The sequence below is a fragment of the Sphaerospermopsis sp. LEGE 08334 genome, from assembly GCF_015207205.1.
Lineage (GTDB): Bacteria > Cyanobacteriota > Cyanobacteriia > Cyanobacteriales > Nostocaceae > Sphaerospermopsis.
In genome coordinates, this window is record NZ_JADEXH010000012.1 from 40677 (window position 1) to 63428 (window position 22752).

Genomic DNA, 22752 nt, shown 5'->3' on the forward strand with positions numbered 1-22752 from the left:
GTTCGTAAAAAGTTCGTAGTCAGGACTTTAGTCCTGATGTGTTCAGCAAGAATAGGCAATAAATTGCTGACTACAAACCATCACAAAATACTCACAACAAACCATGTTAAAAATTAATACTCAATCAAAAATTGCTTCAGATACAGTAATTCATGTTACTCAACTGCATCATTATTTTGGTGAAGGAAATTTAAAAAAACAAGTATTATTTGATATAAACTTAGAAATTAAAGCCGGGGAAATTGTGATTATGACAGGTCCTTCTGGTTCAGGTAAAACCACCTTATTATCATTAATGGGTGGGTTGCGTTCTGCTCAAGAAGGAAGTTTGCAAATATTAAATCAAGAAATGCGGGGAGCGAGTAAAAGCAAGTTAACTAAATTACGTCGTCAAATTGGTTATATTTTCCAAGCGCATAACTTGATGAGCTTTTTAACAGCTAAAGAAAATGTGAGAATGTCCTTAGAGTTGCATAAAGAATATTTAAATCAAGATATTAATGCTAAGGCTATTTCTATGTTAGAAGAAGTTGGGTTAGGAGATCGTGTAGATTACTATCCAGAGAGTTTATCAGGAGGACAAAAACAAAGAGTAGCGATCGCCCGTGCTTTAGTTAGTCATCCTAAAATAGTATTAGCAGATGAACCTACTGCTTCATTAGATAAACAATCAGGACGGGATGTGGTAGAATTAATGCAAAAATTAGCGAAAGAGCAAGGTTGTACCATTTTGCTTGTGACTCACGATAACCGCATTTTAGATATAGCAGATCGGATTATTTATATGGAAGATGGAAAGATGAACTAAGGAAAGTCTACTTTATTGAGGCTGGGGTTTTTACACTAATTTGATAGTAAGCATTCAGTTATCATTAGCAAACGACCATCTTAAAAAACCTGTCAGACTAAAGCATCTGACAACCATAATCAAAGAGTTTGTACTCTGTTGAAAACATGAAGAGCCATCCTGATCAACAGTGGATTATTAAAAAATTAGGGACAGCACCATTACGACGGATACTAATAGTTCCATTTGTTTTACAAATTGTCGGTGTTGTTGCCCTAGTGGGATATTTTTCCTATCAAAACGGCTCCTTGGCAGTTAACAAACTAGTTGTTGATTTACAGTTAGAAATTAGTGATCGCATTGAGCAGAAAATTAGTAATTATTTGGAAACACCTGTTAAGATCAATCAATTAAATGTAGATGCTTACGAATCTGGACAACTGAACTTATTGAATTTTTCAGCTACTGGTAAGTATTTTGTCAAACAGTTACGAACATTTGGAGCTAGTTATATTCAATTTGCTACAGCGAGAGGCGAATATATTGGTGCTGGTGATTACGGTGCTGGAATAGCGCAAATTGCAGAAATTCCTCTAGGGAAAGAACAAGGAAAGTCTTATAAATATAATACAAATTTGGCAGGCGATCGCACAAAATTAGTTTCCGTGCAAGCTTATGAACCCAGAAACGAAGCTTGGTTTTCTCAAGTGGTGAAAGTAGGTAAACCAATCTGGAGCAAAATCTACAATTGGGACACAAATCCAGAAGTTATGTCAATTGCTGCCAGCTATCCACTTTATGATCGTCAAGGAAAATTTCTTGGCGCTCTTGGCACAGATTTAAGTTTAACTTACATCAGTAATTTTTTGCAACAGCTAAAACCAGAATCTTTAGGTAAAGCATTTATTCTAGAACGTTCAGGAATGCTAGTTGCCAGTTCTACCCAAGAAAGCCCATTTCAAATGCTCAATGGTAAAGCACAAAGATTGCAAGTTTCTAACAGTCAAGACTTAATTATTCGGGAGGTGGGGACAAAAATTAATAAAAAATGGGGCAGTTTCACAAATATTGTCAATGAGGAACAAATACAAATCAAAATTAAACATCAAAAATATTTTGTTCTCATTTCTCCTTGGCAAGATGATCTTGGTTTAGATTGGTTGATAGTGATCGTTTTGCCAGAATCAAATTTTATGGCAGAAATTAAATCTGCTACTGAAAAAACCATTTTCTTGTGCGGTGTAGCTTTTTTATTGTCCACAGCAATGGGATTGTTCACTACACAGTTAATTGCCCAACCATTACTGAAATTAAATTTAGCAGCTAGACAAATTGCTCAAGGAGACTTTCAGAAAATATCGCCAAGTTCGACTCCCATTATTGAAGTTCGTGAACTGTCTGATTCATTTACCCAAATGGCAGAACAATTACAGCAATCATTTACTGAATTGACTGAGAGTAAAGCAGAACTTAACCAATTTTTGGAAAGTTTGCCCATAGGAGTAGCGATTCATCAAATTGATGGTTCTGTAGTTTACTTAAACCAAGTTACTAAATCCTTACTAGGAATAGAAACAATTAGTGAGCAAGACTTAGATAATTTGGCTACGGTTGATCAACTTTATGTCATGGGAACAGACCAACTCTATCCTAAAGATAGATTACCATTTGTGCGGGCATTACAGGGAGAGTATATACAAATTGAAGAAATTGAAATTCACAGCAATGGCAAGATAAAACCAACAGCAGTATGGGCAAAGCCAATTTTTGACCATAATGGGATGATAACTCATGCCATTACTACATTTCAGGATATTACATATCGCAAACAAACCGAACAGATTATCACTAACTATAATGCTGCACTAGAAAAACAAATTGCAGCTAAAACTGTCGAATTACGTCATCAGGAAGCCAGATTTCGTGCCATTGTTGAATTGCAAACAGAATTAATTGCCCGCAGTCATGCTGATGGTAAAATTACTTTCGTTAATGATGCTTTTTGTCGTTACTTTGGTGTAAATTCTGAAGATATTTTAGGGCATACATACCAACCATTGATTTTGCCAGATAAACAGGATTCAGCATTTGTAAATGTAGGAAATTTATCCCTACAAAATCCCATTGTCACACTTGAAAATCGAGTTCTTGCTAAAGGCGAAGTACGCTGGATGCAGTGGAATAACCGGATGATTTTCGATGAAGAAAATCGCTTTGTAGAAATGCAATATGTAGGTCGAGATATCACGGATCGTAAACTTGCAGAAGCAGCCTTAGCCGTCAGGGAACGTTATCTTTCAACTTTGGTCAATGTTCAGAATTACCTGTTAGTTAATGAATTTGACACTAACTACTACACACAAATTCTGCAATGGTTAGGAGAAACATCATCTGCATCCCGTGTTTATCTGTTTGCCAATCATGATGATGCTGATGGTAATTTTTTGACAAGCCAAAAATCTGAATGGTGTAATCAAGGCATTGATTCACAAATTGATAACCCTAACTTGCAAAATTTTCCCTACGGTCAGTTCTTTCCCAGATGGGTAGAAACTCTTTCTAGTGGCAAGATTATCAATGGTGTGGTTAGTGATTTTCCCAATGCAGAAAGGGAAATTTTACAACCCCAAGGAATTTTGGCTATCTTAGTTTTACCCTTGTTGGTGAATGGTCAGTTTTGGGGTTTTATTGGGTTTGATAATTGTACAACTGCTGAAATTTGGGAAAGGGCAGAGGTAAACTTGCTCAGTGCAGCAGCAGCAGCGATTTCGGCACATCTAGAACGGCAACAAGCTAGACGTGAACTTGTAGAGGCCAAAGAGGCAGCTGAAACTGCCAACCGTGCCAAAAGTCAGTTTCTTGCTAGTATGAGTCATGAGTTAAGGACTCCCCTAAATGCCATTATTGGATTTAGTCAGCTATTAGAAAAAGATGCCAGTCTACAAGCAGAACAAAGGGATTTTATTAACACCATCAATCAAAGTGGTGAACATCTACTTTCACTGATTGATGATGTGTTAGAAATGTCCAAAATTGAAGCAGGAAAAGTTTTCTTAAATGAAAAATCCTGTCACCTGCCCCAGTTGGTAACTACTTTGATCAAGATGCTAAGACAGCAAGCAGAATCTAAAGGATTATTTTTGGAATTGGAACTGGGGGAAAATTTGCCAGATTTCATTATTACAGATGATGGTAAGTTGCGTCAGGTGCTGATTAATTTGTTGGGTAATGCTATTAAGTTTACTGAGCATGGAGGTATTACCCTAGTAGTGGAAAATATGGAATCATTGGATAAAGGTTATCACTTACTTTTTGCAGTAGAAGATACAGGTGTGGGTATTGCTGGGGAAGAAATAGAAATTATTTTTGAGGTTTTTGGACAATCGGAAGCAGGAAGGCGATCGCAAACAGGAACTGGTTTAGGGCTACCAATCAGTCGCAAGTTTGTAGAAGTCATGGGTGGACAATTAACAGTAGAAAGTACCCTGGGTGTTGGTAGTAAATTCCGGTTTGATATTCAAGCCAAGAAAGTTGATTCACCAGTTTTGAAAGATGTAAATTCTCAAACAAGTTCCTTGAATTATACAAAAGTCTTGGTAGTTGATGATAATGCCGTAAACCGCAAATTTGCTTTATTGATGTTGAAACGTTTGGGATACCAAGCTCAAGCAGTAGATAGTGGAGAAGAAGCAATTGCAATATTGCAAAATCAGCATTTTGATGTGATATTAATGGATATACAAATGCCTGGTATGGATGGCATTGAAACAACCCAAAGAATTCGGACTTTGTACAGCGATCGCCAAAAACTCACTATTATTGGCTTCACTGCCGATATTTCTTCAGAAACCCGTCATAAATGTTTGGCTATGGGTATGAATAATTTTATCTCTAAACCTGTCAAACTGGAAACACTCCAACAAGCCTTACTTTGAATCACAGCAGGAGGCAGGAGGCAGAAGTTCTTTAATTTTGCTTTTAATTTTTCTCCTCTGTTTATCCTATTCCCTATTACCTGCCGTAAAAACTCCGTACACCGAAATTCTCTAAAACCCTTTTGCCTTTTGCCTCTTGCCTTTTGCCTTGTCATAACGACAATTTTTAACGCCTACCTACTTAGATATGATAAGTTTTCAACTGGACATGATATAACAGTTTTACCAAAAGTTTACCACAAGATTTAAAAAGAGGTATCTATGACTATTTGGGTAAATGAGCAAATTGATCCATCGGGAATGATTCATGCTTGTATTGCTTGTTGTGATCAGAGTCAAGCTCAAGATTGTCATGAGTCCTTTCAAAAAGGGTTGACTGATAAGCAAAAAGCAGATGGTTGGGTTGCACAGTTACGTACTGTAAATTCTTGGGATGAAGTTCCAGTCAATGCTTTAAAACTCAATTAATTTAGAGTTGCTTGATAAAACCTCAAATCTGTTTCCTCCTGACTCCTGACTCCTGACTTCTGACTTCTGACTCCTGACATCAAATATTGATAATTTTTTAGAAGTTTTCAGAGTTATTATCATAAGCAAGGAATAAATAAAACAAACTTGCAAAAACAGATTAAATGTGGTGAACTATTCCAGTGTTTGCACTTCTGAGCCAGGCTATCCCATTAATTTAGTTGGCAAAACGGGACAAGCTGTACAAATTTCTATTCATAACCCCAGTCAATATATCTGTGCCAACTGCGAACAGATATTACCAGATTGGACACAGCAACAGTTTTTGTGGGTGGTGGTTGTTTTACAACAATCAAAATATCCACTTTTAGAAATTACTGCGGACACAGAAACAGAAAAAGAAAGGTTACGGGAAAAGTTTATGCGGTTCGGTTGTGATGTGGCTTTTAATTTGCGCGATCGCGGTTATGTCACCGATTTAATTGATCCCCGTACAGGTTATCCTTTACTTTCCCATCCCGGTCCTGTTCCCCATGATGATACAGCAGTGGCTAAAGCTTTACTAGATTATCCAGTAATTAAAAATAAATGCTGTGTACTGGTGCATCCTCAATGGGGTGCTGCTGTTTATCCTAGTGTGTTACTTTCGGCAGCATCACCAGAAATAATTGCATCAGTAATAAAAGCGATCGCTCCTTTGCATGGGTGGACGGAAGTTGATGTTTAATTAATTCTCCTCCCATATTATTGCAGCAGTGACAACTATTGAAAATCCCCAAATCTTAACCCAAATCTTAACTTTGTTTTGGTCTTCTTAGTTGTTGAGAATTAATAGGTCCAAGAATTTGATTTAAACTTCGCAGTTGTTCAGCCGTACCCATACAAATTAGCGTATCTCCTGACATTAAAACAGTGTCTCCCGTTGGCCCACCAATGAGATTTCCATCACTGCGACGAATAGCTAAAACTAATGCGCCGGTTTGCGATCGCAATTTCGCTTTTTGTAAAGTTTGCCCCACAAAAGGACAGAAAGCCGCATCTAATAAAAATTCTTCCATATATAATTGACGGTCTGTACCAGAAAGCATCCCATCCACAAAGTCTAAAATCTGTGGTCTGAGAGCAGCCGCAGCCATGCGTTTACCTCCAGTAATATAAGGAGAAATCACCGCATCAGCCCCTCCTCTTTGTAACTTTTGTACAGCTTCCTCTGTACTTGCCCGTGCGATCGCCCGAATATTAGGATTGAGAGTTTTTGCTGATAAAACAGTATATAAATTTTCCGCATCAGAAGGCAACGCTGCCACAATACAAATTGCCCGTTCAATACCAACCTTCAACAAAGTATCATCCAGGGTAGCATCACCCTGATAGACAATATAACCTTCTGACTGAGCTTGTTGCACAGATTCAAAATCAGAATCAATCACTGCAAAAGACACACCTTCAGCCTGAAATTCCTTAGCGATTTGTCGCCCAGTCCGACTAAAACCACAGATAATATAATGTCCAGTTAATGATTCCATTAAACGCCTTTGTTGTCTGAGTCGAATACCCTCTTGAAAATAACCTTCAATTACTGCTTGAGTAAATCTATTGACAATGTAACCGAGATTGATTACACCCATTAAAATCAGGACAATTGTAAACAAACGTCCCCGACTCTCTAGCGGGTTAGTTTCGCTATATCCTACAGTAGCTAAAGTAATGACTGTCATGTAAACCGCATCTTCCCATGACCAGCCCTCCACCCACCAATACCATAAAGTTCCACTAAGGAACACAAAGACTAGGGCTACAGCCCCAGCCATTAACTCTTGTTGAATACGTTTATATTTTTGCTCAAGGGTAGAATACACAGGTAATGACAATTGTAAGAATTCAGGAGTCAGGAGTCAGAAGGTTTGATAAATTGATTAATTATCGTAACCAATCAACCTTAAGCTATCAGCCAAAAGTTAAATGCTGACTGAAAAATTAAAAATTAAAAATTAAAAAGATTCTACTTTATACTATAGTATATTTTGAAATATTTATAAAAACCTGCTAAATAGATTATAGAATTAAAAATTTCAGGAGGTGCGGTAGTGAGTATCCAAAGTTTAGTTGAACAGCCGATACATCCCTCAAATATGACTGCCTTTAGTGCAGATAGTTTTAATCAAGTGGTGATGTCTACCTACGAACGCTTTCCCATAGCTTTAGAACGAGGTGCTGGCTGTCGCGTTTGGGATACCCAAGGCAGGGAATATCTCGATTTTGTGGCGGGAATAGCTACTTGTACTTTGGGACACGCCCACCCAGTCATGGTAGAGGCAGTCACACGCCAAATTCAAAAACTGCATCATGTCTCGAATTTGTACTATATTCCCGAACAAGGGGAATTAGCCCAATGGATTGTAGATCATTCCTGTGCAGATCGGGTGTTTTTCTGCAACTCAGGCGCTGAAGCCAACGAAGCAGCAATTAAACTAGCGAGAAAATACGCTCACAAGGTTTTAGAAATTGCCCACCCCATCATTTTAACCGCCCATGCCAGTTTTCACGGCAGGACTTTAGCCACTGTCACCGCTACCGGACAACCAAAGTATCAAAAAAACTTTGATCCTTTAGTCCCTGGTTTCCACTATGTTAAATATAACGATATTAAAGAAGTGGAAGCGGCTGTTACTGAGTTGGATGAAGGAAATTATCGCGTCGGTGCAATTTTAATTGAACCTTTACAGGGAGAAGGGGGAGTCCGTCCTGGAGATAAGAAGTATTTCCAACGATTACGGGAAATTTGTGATGAAACCGGCATTTTATTGATTTTCGATGAAGTGCAAGTAGGGATGGGACGCAGTGGTAAATTATGGGGTTATGAACATCTGGGAGTAGAACCAGATATTTTCACCAGTGCTAAAGGACTAGGTGGCGGTATCCCCATCGGTGCAATGATGAGCAAGAAATTCTGTGATATTTTTGAACCAGGAGAACACGCTAGTACATTTGGTGGCAATCCTTTTGCTTGTGGTGTAGCTTTGAGTGTGTGCCAAACTTTGGAAACAGAGAACATTTTAGAGAACGTGCAAGAACAAGGCGCACATTTACGGGAAGGATTAAAAATGATTGCGCGTAAATATCCTCATCATATTTCCGAAGTGCGGGGTTGGGGTTTAATCAATGGGATGGAAATCAAAGAAGATAGTTCTTTAATTGCTGCTGATGTTGTGAAAGCGGCTATGGATGAAGGTTTATTATTAGTACCAGCAAGTCCTAAAGTCGTGCGGTTTGTACCTCCTTTAATTGTCACAGATACAGACATCAATCAAGCATTACACACAGTAGAAAAGGCATTAGCTAAAGTTACAGCATAATTCGTAATTCGTAATTCGTAATTCGTAAATTTAGGAATTATTAATTACGAATTTTTTCTAGATTTTTTATTGCTTTAAAAGAGAGGTTTTAAACCTTATCCCCTATCTAAGTTTTACATTTATTCAGCAAGCCCTATTTACTGTTACCAATTCCTAATTCCCTAAGATAAAAAACTCTGTACCTCGCTAACTTGGTAAATGCTATAATTGTTCCACAAAACTTTGATGTTCTGCACTTGCTAAACCTTGCTGTAAAATTTCTAATACTTTCGCTAAATTCCCAGCTAACAAAGCAGATTTATCTAACCATAAACCAGGAAAAACCTGAGAACAAAAAACACCCTCAGCATTAGCTTCCAACTGTCGATATTCTCCATCTTTTAAAATAAACCAATCAAACTCACCGTCATAAACTCGCCAAATTAAATATTCTTGTACCTGATTTCGCCGATATACTTTAAGTTTATCATGGGCATCAATAGCTGCACTACTAGCCGCAATTTCTACAATCAATTCTGGCGCACCTTCTACATAATCATCTTCACTTATCCGCGACTGTCCCCCATTTTCAATTCTTAATAGTGCATCTGGTTGAGGTTCGTTATCTGCATCTAGACGCACAGTAGTATTATCCGCTAGTTCTACACCTGGTGTAGCTGAATCATAAGTTGCTAACCAACCCATTATATAAGCATGGGGTTTTCCATGACTTCTAATTCTTACAGGTGAGGCCATATAAACAATTCCTTCAATTAAATCTGCTTTTTTCACATCTGGCATGGTATGATAACGACGTTCAAATTCAGAACGAGTAAGTCTATCACCATTTTCCAAAGGTGGAATTAATTGCACAGGTTTGATAGTATCTTGAGTCAGCGTCATAATTTTTAACCCACTAATTCAACCATTAATTAATTCTAATATTAAATATCTACAGGATGTTGACCATAATATGGTAAAGCCTCATACCAATGAGGATGTTTACCTTGTTGCCAATCTAAATAAGCTAATTCTAAAATACTGGTGACGGTTGCCGCTAAACCAGATGTGGCTTTAATTAATTGATATTCTGTTTGCCAATTATTTAAAGTTTCCTGCCATTTTTCTGGTGTAAAAACAGTATCTGATAATAAAGCAGTAATACCAGAATTATCAGCATTAATTTGATAAATTGCACCAAAAACTTGACCTCTTTGGGCGGGCATTTCAATAGCTAAAATTGGTTGAATTTCTGAATTTTTACTTTTTTCATACCAGGCAAATGCAGCTAAAGTAGAAACTGCAAACACGGGAATTTCTAACTGTTGTCCCAAAGTACGAGCAGTCACCACACCGATGCGAGTACCTGTAAAACCTCCCGGACCTTTAGCCACAGCAATAAATTGTAGATCTTGCCATTTTTGGGGTTTAATTAAATCGATTAAATATTGATGGATATGACTGGATACATCACGTCCTAAATTCCAAACATTGCTGCGGGTATCATCTGCAAAATTACTAATTACTAAACCTAATTCCGGTGTAGTAGTGTGTAGTGCTAAAGCGTATTTTTTTAACGGTAGAGTTTCTAGATTATTGTTCAAGGTAGTTGATTGAAAATAAATAAACAAAGTAAATTATAATATAATATCAAATAAAAACATCATTTCTCTGTGTCCTCTGTGGTTTGGTATTACCTCAAACGTGACAACGGTAATTTGGAAAAAAGTTTTGTCTTGTCCACTCAACCTCTCAAAGCAAGCACTATTCAATGGTGGGGTAAGCGCTCATTTCCTGGGTGTACATCACCAATTTCTCAGGATTTTTAATAGCATCTTGCATGAGAAAATCTAAAAATAAACGTACAAATCACTCTTTTTCCTTGATACCAACCATTATGAATTAAGTCTATACTGCCCTTTTCATTGGCTTTTTGGAAATTAGCCGAAACTATTTTACATCTTGCTTCAGGTGAATAGTTACCCAACCATTTATTCCAAATAATTATGACTATATCTCGATCTAAGGTTTTGGCAAAATTCGTAGGAATACCTTGATTATTTTGACCGCAATAAAATTTAAATTCTGGTGCTGCTGTCACAGGTTTAATGTTAAATAAACACAAGTTTGTTAAGGAAATAATGCTGAAAACAATAGAAAACAACAGCAGGACTAGCTTGTTCATTAACTTGATAGTAAACAGCTGATTACTAATAACGGTGATACTGTTGCTGTTTGGGATTTAACTATTGATTCCCTTTTACAAAAAAGCTACACCTGGTTGCAAGGAAATAAATAGCCAAACACCAAATCCTGAAACCTTTAACCTTCATGAATCAATTGCAACAAAGCCTCCGTTGACATCTTACCACTCATATCAGCACCCTCTAGCAAACTATCCGCCAAATCCCGCTTATGGTGATGCAACTCCACAATCTTATCCTCAATAGTGTCCTTTGCTACCAACCTATAAATCGTCACCGGGCGTTGTTGTCCAATACGGTGGGCGCGGTCAGAAGCTTGATCCTCAACCGCCGGATTCCACCAAGGGTCTGTATGAATCACATAATCAGCCGCAGTTAGATTCAGTCCTGTACCCCCAGCCTTCAAACTAATCAGAAACACATCCCCCTCCCCAGCTTGAAACGCATCCACACTTTTTTTCCGTTCATTCATTGGGGTACTACCATCTAAATACTGATATTTAATACTTTGACTATCCAAATAATCGCGGATAATATGCAAATGGTCTACAAACTGACTAAACACCAAAGCCTTATGGCGATTTTCCAACAGTTCACCCAACACCTCACCAAAAAGTTGCAACTTAGAACTAGATAAATCAGTATCAGGCATCACCAAACTAGGATTACAGCAAGCGCGACGCAACCTCATAATCTCTGCTAAAACTTGCAAATGTTTTTGTCCTGCATCCGCATCACTTTCACTCAATTTAGATATGGCTTGACGACGCAAAGCTTCATAAAATGCCTTTTCTTCTTTACTCAACTCCACATGAAGCAAAATTTCCGTGCGAGAAGGCAACTCTTCCAAAACTTGATTTTTTGTACGTCTTAACAGAAATGGTTGAATTAGTTTTTTGAGTTTATTTCGTGCTTGTTTGTCTTGATATCTCTCAATAGGATTTGCAAAACGTTGATTAAAACTTTCAAAAGAACCCAATAAACCAGGATTAATAAATCGGAACAAATTCCACAACTCACCCAGATGATTTTCAATGGGAGTCCCAGTAGTCAATAATTTAAAATTAGCTTGCAAATTCATAGCCGCCTGGGAACGTTTAGTAGACATATTTTTAATAGCTTGGGCTTCATCTAAAACAATAGTTTGCCACTGCACCCCAGACAGCATTTGTGCTACTTCATCCTGTTGCAATAAACCATAACTACAAACCAACATATCTAAAGGTTGTAAACCATCCAGTAATTTTTGGCGGTTAGAACCTGTAAATTGAATAATATTCAAAGTTGGGGCAAATTTCTCTGCTTCACTCACCCAATTCATACAAACGGAAGTTGGGGCAATAATCAGAGTCGGTCCCTGATGGGCATTTCTGAGGATAACAGCTAATGCTTGAACGGTTTTACCCAGTCCCATTTGGTCAGCTAAACAAGCACCTACACCCCAATGTGCTAAACGTGCTAACCAACAAAAACCTTCCATTTGATAATCTCGTAATTCGGCTTGAAAGGTAGATGGAAGTTCTGGTTTCAGGTCTTGCACTTCCTTGAGTTTCTTGATATGTTCTTTCCAATGTTTATCTGCTTTGAGTTTCCCTACTTCATCTACAAAATCTTCTAAACCCAGTGTTGCTAAGGGGTGAAAACGCATTCCTTTACCATGTTTTTCGGAAAACATCCGCAACTCATCCAAACGTTTACGAAAGGCTTGGGTTAAAGCTAAAAATTGACCATCACCAAGGGGAATAAACCTGCTAGGAGTTTTTTCTAAGAGTGCCAATAGTTGCTGCATATCCAAAACTAAATCTTCACTTAATTTCAATTCACCAGTAGCAGCAAACCAATCTTGTTGACGTTGAATTGATAAGTTAAAATCTTTCAAGTCTGCATTATGACTAACCCGCAGTTTTTCCCCTTCTGGCCATTCGATAACTACGCTGTTTTCTAGTGCTTGCAGTTCTAAAAGTAGTTCTAAACAGTCCTCTGGATTTTCTATTAACCATTCATTATCTTCTTCTTCTGTGCTGAGGGTGGGACAAGCTTGAATGGCAGTTTGGGCAAGTTGCTTTTCTTCTAATAAGTTTCTTCTAGTTTGTAGACGTTTACCTTCAATTTCAGCAATGACTGTTTCTCCACCTGCACCGGGACGGAAATAAGGTCCACCTTGGGCAAAGGGACGTGATAATAGGGTAACTTTCAAACCTGCATTGGCAGGTAAAAGATGAATGTGAGGTAAGGTTTGGGCGGGTACTTCTTCTGCACCTTCTACTCCTCCACCAATGTCAGAATGAACGGTGACAATACTGGAAACGGCGTTAATGGCTGCTAAAACTTTTTTCTCAGCAATGATGGGGACGTTTAGTTTATTTTCCTTACCCAGAATTTCGCCTATACGTCTATGTTCAGGTGTAATTTCAATGATTTTGATGCGGGTGGGAGTTTCTTTGATATTGATAATATTTTGTGATGTTAATTTGGGTGAAAATTCTAAGGTGAGACGACCTTGTTTTTCTTTTTTAACGAGTAATTCTGGTTCTCCTTTGACTATTTCTACGCGGATATTAGGGTTATCTTCCCAAAAAACTAAGGGATGTCCAATTAATGCGAGGATGGTTTTTTCGTTGAAGCGATAGTTAACTTTGCCATAATAGCCTTCCCCATAAGTTTCAATACAATTACAAGCCCGAATATCTTGATGAGTAAGATAATCATACTCACTTAAATTATTACTCAGATTTTTGAGGGCAATGGGACGACCTTTACTCCATTGTCCTTTGACACTAATTTTTTGTTCTTTGGGTTGCAGACTACATTGGCTAGGATAGAAGGTAATGAACCATGCTAAACGCAGTTCTGATTGGGGTTTTGTGGGGGTTTGGGCTTCTTTTTGCAGGTTTGCTAGGGCATTGAGACACATTTCCCAAGATTCTTGGGGTTCGATTATATCTATGATGGTTTCAACTTGGTTGTCTTCTCGTATTGCTTGTGCTTGTTGTTGGTAGTTGCTGCTGGGTTTGAGTCGGGATAGGAGTTCTGCTGTTTCCATTGCTAACCAGTGATGACCGGATGCAAGCGATCGCCTGTACAATGGTTCTAATAAATCTGGTAATCTTCTTTTTGCACTGTCCATATCCATCCAGTAAAGACATAGTGAAAGAAAAAATGTTTCTAAACTATTTTCTTCTTCCATAAGGGGAATATGAGCATTAACTATTAATTCTTTTTGAGTAATATCTCCTTGCTGAACTTGCAGAATCATTTTCAGTCTCATATAAATGGAATTAAGAAAATGATCTGATTGCCGAATCATGATATTGGTGTAATCTTCTGCTTCTTTGAGGAGTTCCGATGAACCATCTTTCAACAGTGCTAAAATAAAGAATAAGCCAGCAATTGTATTAAAATATATTTGGCGTTTACCTGTGGCTTTTTTCAAGGATTTTAGGGCATCTGTATAATATTTAATAGCTTTCTCGTTCTCACCCTGTAAAAAACTCAACCAACCCCAACCAATAGCGCCATTATTTGCAAATTCTTCTGATATCTCTTTCAAACTATCCTGTGCATCTTCGGTATCACCACGCAGGAAATACTGTTCTGCCAACATCAAATGCAAATAATCTGAGATATATTTTTCAGGTTCATCACATTTATCTGCCAATAGCATTAACGCATCTTCAGAATCAGATAATTTTAAGAGTGAAATTTGGAAAATACTAGATATACAAAGGATAAATAATTCTTGTGGTAGAGTGCTAAACCAATGTTCGTCAAATGGATTATTGCATATCTGCTCAAAAATATTTTCTATGACTATTTTTTCTTGGACATGACCGTAATTATGATAATTTTCAATTTGCTTATTAATAAAATTTAGGTCTTGGCGATAAAGACCAATACGGATTTCTCTTATACATTGATTTAGGTTACGAAAAATCCGAACACTTCCGTAACCGCTAATAGGTAATTTCTCATTTACGGCTTTAACTAAAAGTTCAAATTTTTCTGTTTTTATAGCATGACGAGTAGCAATTTCTGTGAGTAAGGGATGACATTCAGGAGCAGATTTATCTTCCTTAATTAATAAACCTTCTTTTATTAATTTATCAATTTGGGTACTAAGAGTTTTAGTAGTCCAAGGTTTATTGTTTTCATCTAATGCAGCAGTTTCACTGAGACAATTGATAAATGAATTTTTATCTACTGGTGCATAGATTACCGAAAATAACTGGATAATCTTTTGGATAGATGGGGATAAATCGAAGTATTTTTTAGTGAGTTGGGTTTGTAGTTGAGTGTTATCAATGTAAAAATTAGACATGGTATTAATAATTGACACCATTTTTGGGTATCAGGTGTAGATGTACCAGGGAACTATTAACTTTTAGATTATCTCATATCTTGCAACTACTTAGTAAACCCAGAGATAGCAGATACAAATTACAAAAAAATCACAGTGTATCAATGCTAAGTATCCAGGAATAAAAGGTTATAAATATAACATACAAGCCAAAAGTATCACATAAAAGTAGTTGTGGTTTTGACATTCAAATTTTCAGGTGCAAGATGTGAGTAGAGACATTTTAGAAAACATCTCTACAAATTGAAATCAAACAAAATCTAAAATCCAAAATCCAAAATCTAAAATTCAAGTGGGTACTAATTCACCAGGACGCAATTTAGACCATTTACCCATTTCTTTCTTAAAGCTGAGACAACCAACAACATCCCATTCCATTTCAATAATGTCATCTTTTGTGCGAATATTAACATTAATCGAGGGTTCATTGGGGTCAAAATCAGGGGTTTCTGTTAAGTGGGGTTGTTGATGTTGTGTTTCTACAGCATTATAGGTTATGCAACGGTCTACATAGTGGCAGTTCACGCAAATACACATAATAGAACCAACTCCTAGAACCTTTATAGTTAATGTAGCTTAGGGCAAAATATTCAGCATTAGTTGGTGGGTTGATTTTTATTACAATAGTAAGAATTGAGGAGTCAGGAGTCAGAATTTTTGGTAAATCAGTAGATGAATAATTCAATTGTTGATATTCTAGATGCCCAAAATTGGCCTTTTAGTTTGGAATGGTTGCCACAACCAGCTTACATGGTGGGTGGTGCGGTGCGGGATGCGATTTTGGGTAGAAGTCGAGAATATTTAGATTTAGATTTTATGATCCCAGATGATGCGGTGAAAGTTGCAAGGGCGATCGCCAAACATTATCATGCTGGTTTTGTGTTACTGGATGCTGAAAGAAATATTGCCCGTGTGGTTTTTCCCCATGCTACTGCTGATTTTGCCCAACAGGAAGGGGATAGTTTACTAACTGATTTACATAGAAGGGATTTTACCATCAATGCGATCGCCTATAATCCCCACACCCAGGAAATTATCGACCCCCTTCAAGGTTATGCAGACATAGAAGCCTGTCTATTACGGATGATATCACCTCAAAATCTGCAAGATGATCCTTTGCGGTTAATGCGTGCCTATCGTCAAGCTGCCCAACTGGGTTTTACAATAGAACCAACTACCCAAGCCACTATTCGCACCTTAGCAGCAGATATTAATAAAGTTGCATCCGAAAGAGTACGGGTAGAAATTAGTTATCTTTTAGACAGTTATCAAGGTACGCCTTGGTTAAAAAGTGCTTGGGAAGATAATTTATTAGCTAGTTTTTTTACAAATGCTACCCGTGAAAGCTTGGAGAAATTAGCCGCAGTTGATCAGGCATACAACTTGATAAGAGAAACATATCCACAGTTAGGGGAAGAACTACAAAAACCTGTCCGTGATACTATCAAAACCACTTGGTTAGCTATTGCTAAACTCGCGTGTTTACTTCACCCTAACCCAGAAATAGCAGAAATCGAATTACAGGAATTAACCTATAGCCGTGCGGAAATTCGGGGTGTAACTACGTCCCTGCGACTGTTCCCGCAATTCAAAAAAGCTAGTTATATGTCCTTACGAGAACAGTATTTTTTGTTTCAGGACGTGGGAGTTGTTTTTAGTGCTACAACTGTCTTAGCCTTAGCAGATGATCTTGTAGTAGGGGCGATGTCTGGCGATAATCCGCTATGCGTTTATGTACCTTTAATCAACTGTTACTTCAACCCTGATGATTTGGTAGCTCACCCCTCACCGTTAGTGAGTGGTAAAGAGGTAATCTTAGCACTAAATATTCCTGCGTCGCCACTTGTGGGTAAAATCTTGAGTGAAATTGCGATCGCTCAAGCTGAGGGTAAAATTAATACAGCCCAGGAAGCGTTAGAATTTGCTAAACAGGTGACTGGTGACTGGTGACTTTTTAAATTTTAGATTTTAGATTTTAGATTTTAGATTTTAGAGGGTGTTTGAAAAGTTTTGGATCGTGATTTTAAGCACCCCCCTGATCCCCCCTAACCCCCCTTAAAAAGGGGGGAACTAGAGTCAAAGTCCCCATTTCCAAGGGGGATTTAGGGGGATCTATAAATATTTGATACACCATCAGCGACTTTTCAAACATCCTCTTAGATTGGATTTGACAAAAACAATCCAAAATCCAAAATCCAAAATCAATGACTCCTGACTCCTATTTTGCATATTTAGGAGAGCGTACAAGTTCTTCCGCAACTCGTTTAAATCTCTTGAGTTGTGCTTCCATATCTGCTTTTGTCCAAGATGCAGCAAAAGTATTAAAACCCCAACTGACAACAGGGTTAGGAATTTTAAACTCAAAGCGGTTAATTAATAATGTACCTTGAGGGAGTGGTTGACATTCCCAGCGATCGCTACCTTGAAAAAACCCTTTAAAACCCCAAACTATCAAACCCGGTTGTCTTTCAATCACCACAGTATTTAAAGTAGGTTTAATCACCGGAATTTGAATCATAAACCGACTACGACTACCTAGTTCTGTACTCCACACTTCTCCCACAGGTTCACAACGGAGAACAGGGTTTAACCAACGGTGCATTAAAGTTAAATCTGTTAAACATTGTTCTACTAATGTAGCAGGGGCGTTAATTTTAATTGATTGTTCTAAAACCTGGGACATTTTTTATTAATAAGGCTATTGCTATGTTTATCATAAGCTACTATAGCAATTCTATCTTATTTGTGAAATATCTCAGGCTCAAATACTCGGCTTTGTTAAAATTAATTCACAGTTTCTTAACTCACAGCTTCTAATTGCAAACTTGCGGTTTCTTTATTCTCCAATTCTTGCTGCTGTAATAATGCTAATTCTGCCGCTAGTTCAGCTTTTACCTCATAACGGAACTTAAAGAAATGTTCACCCACACCTAAAACAATTAAATAATCATATAATAAATTTGGTTTACGCCATGCCATGACTATCAATTGCCACCAAAAATGAAATCTTGTAGAACGTAATATTCCCTGTCTCCAACAAATAGCCTTGAGAAAATCCCACTCTGCTTTTGTTAAAGTACGTTGATATTTAGCCCGCCAACCTTCCATCATCATAAAATGGCGAAAAGTCCGTTTTAGATATGGTAATGGTTCATAAAGATTCCAAAAAGTATCAATAAACTCGTTAACAATTTCCGACATCGGACGGGTAGGAACAAAATTCATCATAGCTTTCTGAGAAGTAAAATATTTACCTAAACCATCCATTAAACGTCCTTCTTTTTGCAGACGAGTCCACATTGCTGTATTTGGTAATGCTTGCAATAAACTGAGATGGGCTTGGGGAATACTCGTTTCTTCCACAAACTCTTGAATCCGTTTACCAGCACCCGTTTTTTCACCATCAAATCCTAAAATAAAACCAGACATAATTTGTAATCCGGCCTTGGTAATTTTGTGACAGGATTCAACTAATGAAGTTCGAGTATTTTGCTCTTTATTTACTCCCGCTAAACTTTCTATATCAGGGGTTTCTATCCCCATAAATACCTGGACAAAACCAGCTTTAACCATCAATTCTAATAATTCATCATCTTCGGCTAAATTCAAAGAAGCTTCTGTTAATAAAGCAAAGGGATAATTACGTTCTTCCATCCAGGGAATTAATGCCCTTAAAAATACTTTGGCATTACGTTTATTACCGATAAAGTTATCATCAACAATAAACACATAACGCCACCAACCCATCTGATATAATACTTCTAATTCTGCCAAAATTTGTTCTGGTGTTTTCGTGCGGGGTTTACGTCCAAAAAGGGTGATAATATCACAAAATTCACATTGAAAGGGACAACCGCGAGAAAACTGTACCGTCATTGCTATATAAGCGTCTAAATCTAATAAATCAAATCTTGGGATAGGAGTTTGGGTAACATCTGGCTTTTCTGTAGCGCGAAAAATACCCTTTTCTTCTCTCTTTTCTAAAGCTACTAAAAACATGGGAATAGTGATTTCCCCTTCATCCAAAATTAAATAATCTGCTCCTGCTTCTAGGGCAAATTCTGGTACAGATGTGGCAAATGGTCCACCGACTGCAACTTTTTTACCTAATGTTTTAGCTTTTTTAATTAATTCACCAAAATCTTGTTTTTGGATAATCATTGCTGAGATAATAACCAGATCGCACCATTGCCAATCTGCATCAGTTTCTAAACGAACATTGCGATCCACTAATCTCATTTCCCAGTCATTTGGTAGCATTGCTGCTACAGTAATTAAACCCAAGGGGGGATTTGTAGCACGTAAATTAGCCAAATCAAGAGTTTCTTGATAAGACCAAAAAGAATTAGGCATGATCGGCCATATTAATAAAGCTTTCATCAAGCATATCCCCCAGATTTGCTTTATGTCTAAATACCCATTTAGTCTTGAAATATAAAAGCTGAGGAAGTTAGTTTTTATCCATCTGGAGGTACAGATTTATTAAGCTTCGTCATTAATAGAAGAAATGGATGCGTTATGGAGAAAATACAGTTCAGTAAAAAAATTATCTGCTTCTAGATCATGAAGACAAATATGTGGTAAATTTACCTAAAAACAGCTATAATATCTTTCTGTAATCTCAATGCGTGTGATTAGCAAAAAAATACTTAGAGAATTTTGGGGAAAACATTCCCAATCACAATCAGGGCTGTTACTATGGTATCAGCGTATATTAGATTCTCAATTGTCAACTTTTAATGATCTGAGAAAAATTTTTCCATCAGCAGACTTAGTTGGTAACTTTACTGTTTTTAATATCAAAGGTAATCATTATCGACTTATAACCTATATAGATTACGAATCTCAAATATTATTTATACGCGCTGTACTCACTCACGCTGAATATGATAAGGAGAATTGGAAAAATGACGATTGGTTTAAAAACTCCTAGTAACTACTATATACAATTAATTACTACATTTCCCCCAAGACCAATTACTAATGAACAAGAATTAATTGCTACCCAAAATCAAATAAATGCTATTTTGGATAAAGGAAACATTACTCAAGATGATCGGGATTATCTGAGGGTTCTTGGTACTCTGGTTTATGATTATGAACAGCAACATGAAAAAATGCCTATTCTCAAAGGTGTTGCATTACTTCAAGCGTTGCTAGAAGAATCAGAGCTACAACCAAAAGATTTAGTTTCTATTTTAGAAAGTGAGTCAATAGTTTTAGATGTTCTCAATGGTAAACGGCAATTAACAGAAAAGGAAATTCAAGATTTAGCAGTGTTTTTTCAAATAGATCCTACTTATTTCGTTGAATAATTGCTCATACCAATTCTGTATAAAGATATGCAAAATTGCTCAGGAAATTAACCGCAGAGGCGCAGAGGACGCAGAGGAGTAAAATACAGGTAAGAAAATTAAGCGTAGCTTCATAACAAAATGGTATCAGTTTCAACCAAAAGTAATCTTTACTGAAACAGAAAAATATAAGATGGAAATTTTACCAATAACTAATAACTAATGACTAATCACTACTAAAATAGGTTTTGTAACCGCCACCTAAGAAAGCGGTGATAGGAGATAACGAAGTAAATAAAATTATGGGTAAGCAGCGCGTTTTGTCGGGAGTTCAACCAACTGGTAATTTACACTTGGGTAATTACTTGGGTGCTATTCGCAACTGGGTAGAAATTCAAGACCAGTATGAAAATTTCTTTTGTGTGGTAGATTTACACGCCATCACAGTACCACATAACCCCGCCACCTTAGCGGCTGATACTTACACCATCGCTGCTTTATATTTAGCCTGTGGCATTGATTTACAACATTCTAACATTTTTGTACAGTCTCACGTTTCTGCCCACAGTGAGCTTTGTTGGTTGTTAAATTGCATTACTCCCTTAAATTGGTTGCAAGATATGATTCAATTTAAGGAAAAAGCCTTGAAACAAGGGGAAAATGTCGGTGCAGGTTTGTTGACTTATCCCGTTTTAATGGCTGCGGATATTTTACTTTATCAAGCGGATAAAGTGCCGGTGGGTGAGGATCAAAAGCAACATTTAGAACTAGCACGGGATATTGTTAACAGGTTTAATCATCAATTTGCTAAGGATAAACCTGTATTAAAGTTACCTGATCCTTTGATTAGAAAAGAAGGTGCAAGGGTGATGAGTTTAACCGATGGAACTAAGAAAATGTCAAAGTCTGATCCTTCGGAGTTAAGCAGAATCAATGTTTTAGATCCACCAGATCAAATTTCTAATAAGATTAAACGTTGTAAAACTGATCCAGTTCGCGGTTTAACTTTTGATGATCCAGAACGACCGGAATGTAATAACCTGTTAACTTTGTATATGCTGCTGTCTGGGAAAACTAAGGAAGCGGTAGCTGCTGAATGTGCGGATATGGGTTGGGGTCAATTTAAACCCTTGTTGACGGAAACAGCGATAAATGCTTTAAAACCGATTCAAGATAAATATAAGGAGGTGATGGCAGAAAAAGGTTATTTAGAGTCAGTGTTAAAGGATGGTAGAGAAAAAGCAGAGGCGATCGCCAATCAAACCTTAGCAGATGTAAAATCAGCATTAGGTTATACAGCAAGGTTGTAATTTTGAGGATCTAAGATCCTTGACTTCTCCAAGAAGTCGGGGATCTGTTTAAGCTAGAAAGTGTAATTCAGTTTACCTTGAAAAAAACCTCAAAATTAAATGTGCATTATGCAGGATAGTCATAAAACTAGTACATTAAACAACTTCCGCAAAGCGGTACAAGCGGGAGAATTTTTAGTTACTGCGGAAGTTGCACCACCCAAAGGGGGAAACATCACCCACACCATTGAAATGACAGCGACTCTTAAGGGGAGAGTTCATGCTGTTAACATTACCGATGGTAGCCGTGCGGTGTTGGGAATGTCACCTTTAGCAGCTTCAGCAATTTTATTGCAACATGGAATTGAGCCAATTTGTCAATTTGCTTGCCGCGATCGCAATAGAATCGGATTACAAGCAGATTTAATGGGCGCTCATGCTTTGGGTATTCGTAACATTTTAGCCCTTACTGGTGATCCTGTAAAAGCAGGTGATCACCCCGATGCAAAAGCTGTTTTTGATTTAGAATCTGTGCGATTATTGCAGTTAATTAGAAACATGAATGAAGGGGTTGATTTTAATCATAAAACCCTGAATGATGGGGCATTAGATTTATTTGCCGGTGCAGCAGTTGATCCACAGTCGAAAAGTTGGTCAGGTTTGCAAAGTAGGTTTGAAAAGAAGATTGAAGCGGGAGCGCAATTTTTTCAAAGTCAATTAATTACTGATTTTGAAAAATTAGAAAAGTTCATGGATCAAATTGCATCTCGTTACAATAAACCAATTTTAGCAGGAATTTTTCTTTTAAAATCTGCGAAAAATGCCCAGTTTATTAATAGGATGGTCCCTGGTGTGAATATTCCTGACCATATTATTGAGAGGTTAGCAAAAGCGAAACATCCATTACAGGAAGGGATGAAGATTGCAGCCGAACAAGTGCAGATGGCGCGGGGTTTGTGTCAGGGAGTGCATATAATGGCAGTGAAAAAAGAAGAGGCGATCGCGCAAATTTTGGATTTAGCGGGGGTGGAGAAAGTTAGTTAGAATAAATAGCGATCGTATTTATTAGATTAAGTGCGATCG

Annotated in this window: 18 protein-coding genes; 10 read left to right on the top strand and 8 right to left on the bottom strand. The window is 37.4% G+C overall.

Annotated features, from left to right (window positions below):
- Positions 1–103 precede the first annotated feature (103 nt).
- The 4 genes from IQ237_RS08865 (at position 104) to IQ237_RS08880 (ending at position 5917) form a co-directional block, all read left to right on the top strand.
- Positions 104–808, top strand: a complete 705-nt coding sequence (locus IQ237_RS08865; protein WP_194054229.1) for a DevA family ABC transporter ATP-binding protein — start codon at positions 104–106, stop codon at positions 806–808.
- A gap of 146 nt (positions 809–954) precedes the next feature.
- Positions 955–4722 carry a PAS domain S-box protein gene (locus IQ237_RS08870; RefSeq protein ID WP_194054231.1) on the top strand — a complete coding sequence of 1256 codons (3768 nt, stop codon included), beginning with the start codon at positions 955–957 and terminating at the stop codon, positions 4720–4722.
- A 261-nt stretch (positions 4723–4983) separates the two neighbouring features.
- On the top strand, positions 4984–5190 hold the full coding sequence (locus tag IQ237_RS08875) for a glycogen debranching protein (RefSeq protein ID WP_096571641.1): 207 nt from the start codon (positions 4984–4986) through the stop codon (positions 5188–5190).
- A 166-nt stretch (positions 5191–5356) separates the two neighbouring features.
- Positions 5357–5917, top strand: coding sequence for a methylmalonic aciduria and homocystinuria type D protein (locus tag IQ237_RS08880; protein WP_194054233.1), 561 nt, complete (start codon positions 5357–5359; stop codon positions 5915–5917).
- 67 nt (positions 5918–5984) lie between these two features.
- Here the strand turns inward: IQ237_RS08880 and IQ237_RS08885 are convergent, their stop codons facing one another.
- Positions 5985–7049 (bottom strand): potassium channel protein, encoded by a 1065-nt coding sequence (locus tag IQ237_RS08885; RefSeq protein WP_309225744.1) that lies wholly within the window; start codon positions 7047–7049, stop codon positions 5985–5987.
- 228 nt (positions 7050–7277) lie between these two features.
- On the opposite strand from IQ237_RS08885, the gene IQ237_RS08890 reads away from it, so the two are divergent.
- A complete protein-coding gene (locus tag IQ237_RS08890) occupies positions 7278–8546 on the top strand; it encodes an aspartate aminotransferase family protein (protein ID WP_194054236.1) in 1269 nt (422 codons plus the stop codon).
- Between the two features lie 201 nt (positions 8547–8747).
- Here the strand turns inward: IQ237_RS08890 and IQ237_RS08895 are convergent, their stop codons facing one another.
- From IQ237_RS08895 to IQ237_RS08915, 5 genes are all read right to left on the bottom strand, one after another.
- Positions 8748–9428 carry a Uma2 family endonuclease gene (locus IQ237_RS08895; RefSeq protein WP_194054238.1) on the bottom strand — a complete coding sequence of 227 codons (681 nt, stop codon included), beginning with the start codon at positions 9426–9428 and terminating at the stop codon, positions 8748–8750.
- Between the two features lie 41 nt (positions 9429–9469).
- Complete coding sequence (gene tsaB / locus IQ237_RS08900; protein WP_194054241.1) at positions 9470–10129, bottom strand: tRNA (adenosine(37)-N6)-threonylcarbamoyltransferase complex dimerization subunit type 1 TsaB; 660 nt, start codon at positions 10127–10129, stop codon at positions 9470–9472.
- A 221-nt stretch (positions 10130–10350) separates the two neighbouring features.
- A complete protein-coding gene (locus IQ237_RS08905) occupies positions 10351–10710 on the bottom strand; it encodes a COP23 domain-containing protein (RefSeq protein WP_194054243.1) in 360 nt (119 codons plus the stop codon).
- Between the two features lie 137 nt (positions 10711–10847).
- Positions 10848–15047 (bottom strand): DEAD/DEAH box helicase, encoded by a 4200-nt coding sequence (locus tag IQ237_RS08910; protein ID WP_194054245.1) that lies wholly within the window; start codon positions 15045–15047, stop codon positions 10848–10850.
- 327 nt (positions 15048–15374) lie between these two features.
- Positions 15375–15623: a Ycf34 family protein gene (locus tag IQ237_RS08915; protein ID WP_194054247.1), complete on the bottom strand. Its 249-nt coding sequence runs from the start codon at positions 15621–15623 to the stop codon at positions 15375–15377.
- Between the two features lie 135 nt (positions 15624–15758).
- On the opposite strand from IQ237_RS08915, the gene IQ237_RS08920 reads away from it, so the two are divergent.
- The gene (locus IQ237_RS08920) at positions 15759–17036 is read left to right on the top strand and encodes a CCA tRNA nucleotidyltransferase (RefSeq protein ID WP_194054249.1); all 1278 of its coding nucleotides are present in this window, start codon (positions 15759–15761) and stop codon (positions 17034–17036) included.
- Positions 17037–17304: 268 nt separating this feature from the next.
- Here the strand turns inward: IQ237_RS08920 and IQ237_RS08925 are convergent, their stop codons facing one another.
- On the bottom strand, positions 17305–17769 hold the full coding sequence (locus IQ237_RS08925; protein ID WP_194054252.1) for an SRPBCC family protein: 465 nt from the start codon (positions 17767–17769) through the stop codon (positions 17305–17307).
- Between the two features lie 116 nt (positions 17770–17885).
- Positions 17886–19466: a B12-binding domain-containing radical SAM protein gene (locus IQ237_RS08930; RefSeq protein ID WP_194054254.1), complete on the bottom strand. Its 1581-nt coding sequence runs from the start codon at positions 19464–19466 to the stop codon at positions 17886–17888.
- Positions 19467–19710: 244 nt separating this feature from the next.
- On the opposite strand from IQ237_RS08930, the gene IQ237_RS08935 reads away from it, so the two are divergent.
- The 4 genes from IQ237_RS08935 to IQ237_RS08950 all read left to right on the top strand — a co-directional run bounded on the left by IQ237_RS08935 (position 19711) and on the right by IQ237_RS08950 (position 22713).
- Entirely contained in the window at positions 19711–20019 is a 309-nt protein-coding gene (locus tag IQ237_RS08935) for a type II toxin-antitoxin system HigB family toxin (RefSeq protein WP_194054256.1), read from the top strand.
- On the top strand, positions 19994–20401 hold the full coding sequence (locus IQ237_RS08940; protein ID WP_194054258.1) for a type II toxin-antitoxin system HigA family antitoxin: 408 nt from the start codon (positions 19994–19996) through the stop codon (positions 20399–20401). Before IQ237_RS08935 ends, IQ237_RS08940 begins: the two co-directional genes overlap by 26 nt.
- Positions 20402–20682: 281 nt before the next feature.
- Positions 20683–21690, top strand: a complete 1008-nt coding sequence (gene trpS / locus IQ237_RS08945; RefSeq protein WP_194054259.1) for a tryptophan--tRNA ligase — start codon at positions 20683–20685, stop codon at positions 21688–21690.
- Between the two features lie 108 nt (positions 21691–21798).
- The gene (locus IQ237_RS08950; protein ID WP_194054260.1) at positions 21799–22713 is read left to right on the top strand and encodes a methylenetetrahydrofolate reductase; all 915 of its coding nucleotides are present in this window, start codon (positions 21799–21801) and stop codon (positions 22711–22713) included.
- Positions 22714–22752 lie beyond the last annotated feature (39 nt).

What these genes read in the sequence shown, in the direction of transcription:
- IQ237_RS08865 (WP_194054229.1), top strand. Translation starts at nt 104, where the DNA reads ATGTTAAAAATTAATACTCAATCAAAAATTGCTTCAGATACAGTAATT.
- IQ237_RS08870 (WP_194054231.1), top strand. Translation starts at nt 955, where the DNA reads ATGAAGAGCCATCCTGATCAACAGTGGATTATTAAAAAATTAGGGACA.
- IQ237_RS08875 (WP_096571641.1), top strand. Translation starts at nt 4,984, where the DNA reads ATGACTATTTGGGTAAATGAGCAAATTGATCCATCGGGAATGATTCAT.
- IQ237_RS08895 (WP_194054238.1), bottom strand. Translation starts at nt 9,428, where the DNA reads ATGACGCTGACTCAAGATACTATCAAACCTGTGCAATTAATTCCACCT.
- IQ237_RS08905 (WP_194054243.1), bottom strand. Translation starts at nt 10,710, where the DNA reads ATGAACAAGCTAGTCCTGCTGTTGTTTTCTATTGTTTTCAGCATTATT.
- IQ237_RS08910 (WP_194054245.1), bottom strand. Translation starts at nt 15,047, where the DNA reads ATGTCTAATTTTTACATTGATAACACTCAACTACAAACCCAACTCACT.
- IQ237_RS08915 (WP_194054247.1), bottom strand. Translation starts at nt 15,623, where the DNA reads ATGTGTATTTGCGTGAACTGCCACTATGTAGACCGTTGCATAACCTAT.
- IQ237_RS08920 (WP_194054249.1), top strand. Translation starts at nt 15,759, where the DNA reads ATGAATAATTCAATTGTTGATATTCTAGATGCCCAAAATTGGCCTTTT.
- IQ237_RS08925 (WP_194054252.1), bottom strand. Translation starts at nt 17,769, where the DNA reads ATGTCCCAGGTTTTAGAACAATCAATTAAAATTAACGCCCCTGCTACA.
- IQ237_RS08930 (WP_194054254.1), bottom strand. Translation starts at nt 19,466, where the DNA reads ATGAAAGCTTTATTAATATGGCCGATCATGCCTAATTCTTTTTGGTCT.
- IQ237_RS08935 (WP_194054256.1), top strand. Translation starts at nt 19,711, where the DNA reads ATGCGTGTGATTAGCAAAAAAATACTTAGAGAATTTTGGGGAAAACAT.
- IQ237_RS08940 (WP_194054258.1), top strand. Translation starts at nt 19,994, where the DNA reads ATGACGATTGGTTTAAAAACTCCTAGTAACTACTATATACAATTAATT.
- trpS (WP_194054259.1), top strand. Translation starts at nt 20,683, where the DNA reads ATGGGTAAGCAGCGCGTTTTGTCGGGAGTTCAACCAACTGGTAATTTA.
- IQ237_RS08950 (WP_194054260.1), top strand. Translation starts at nt 21,799, where the DNA reads ATGCAGGATAGTCATAAAACTAGTACATTAAACAACTTCCGCAAAGCG.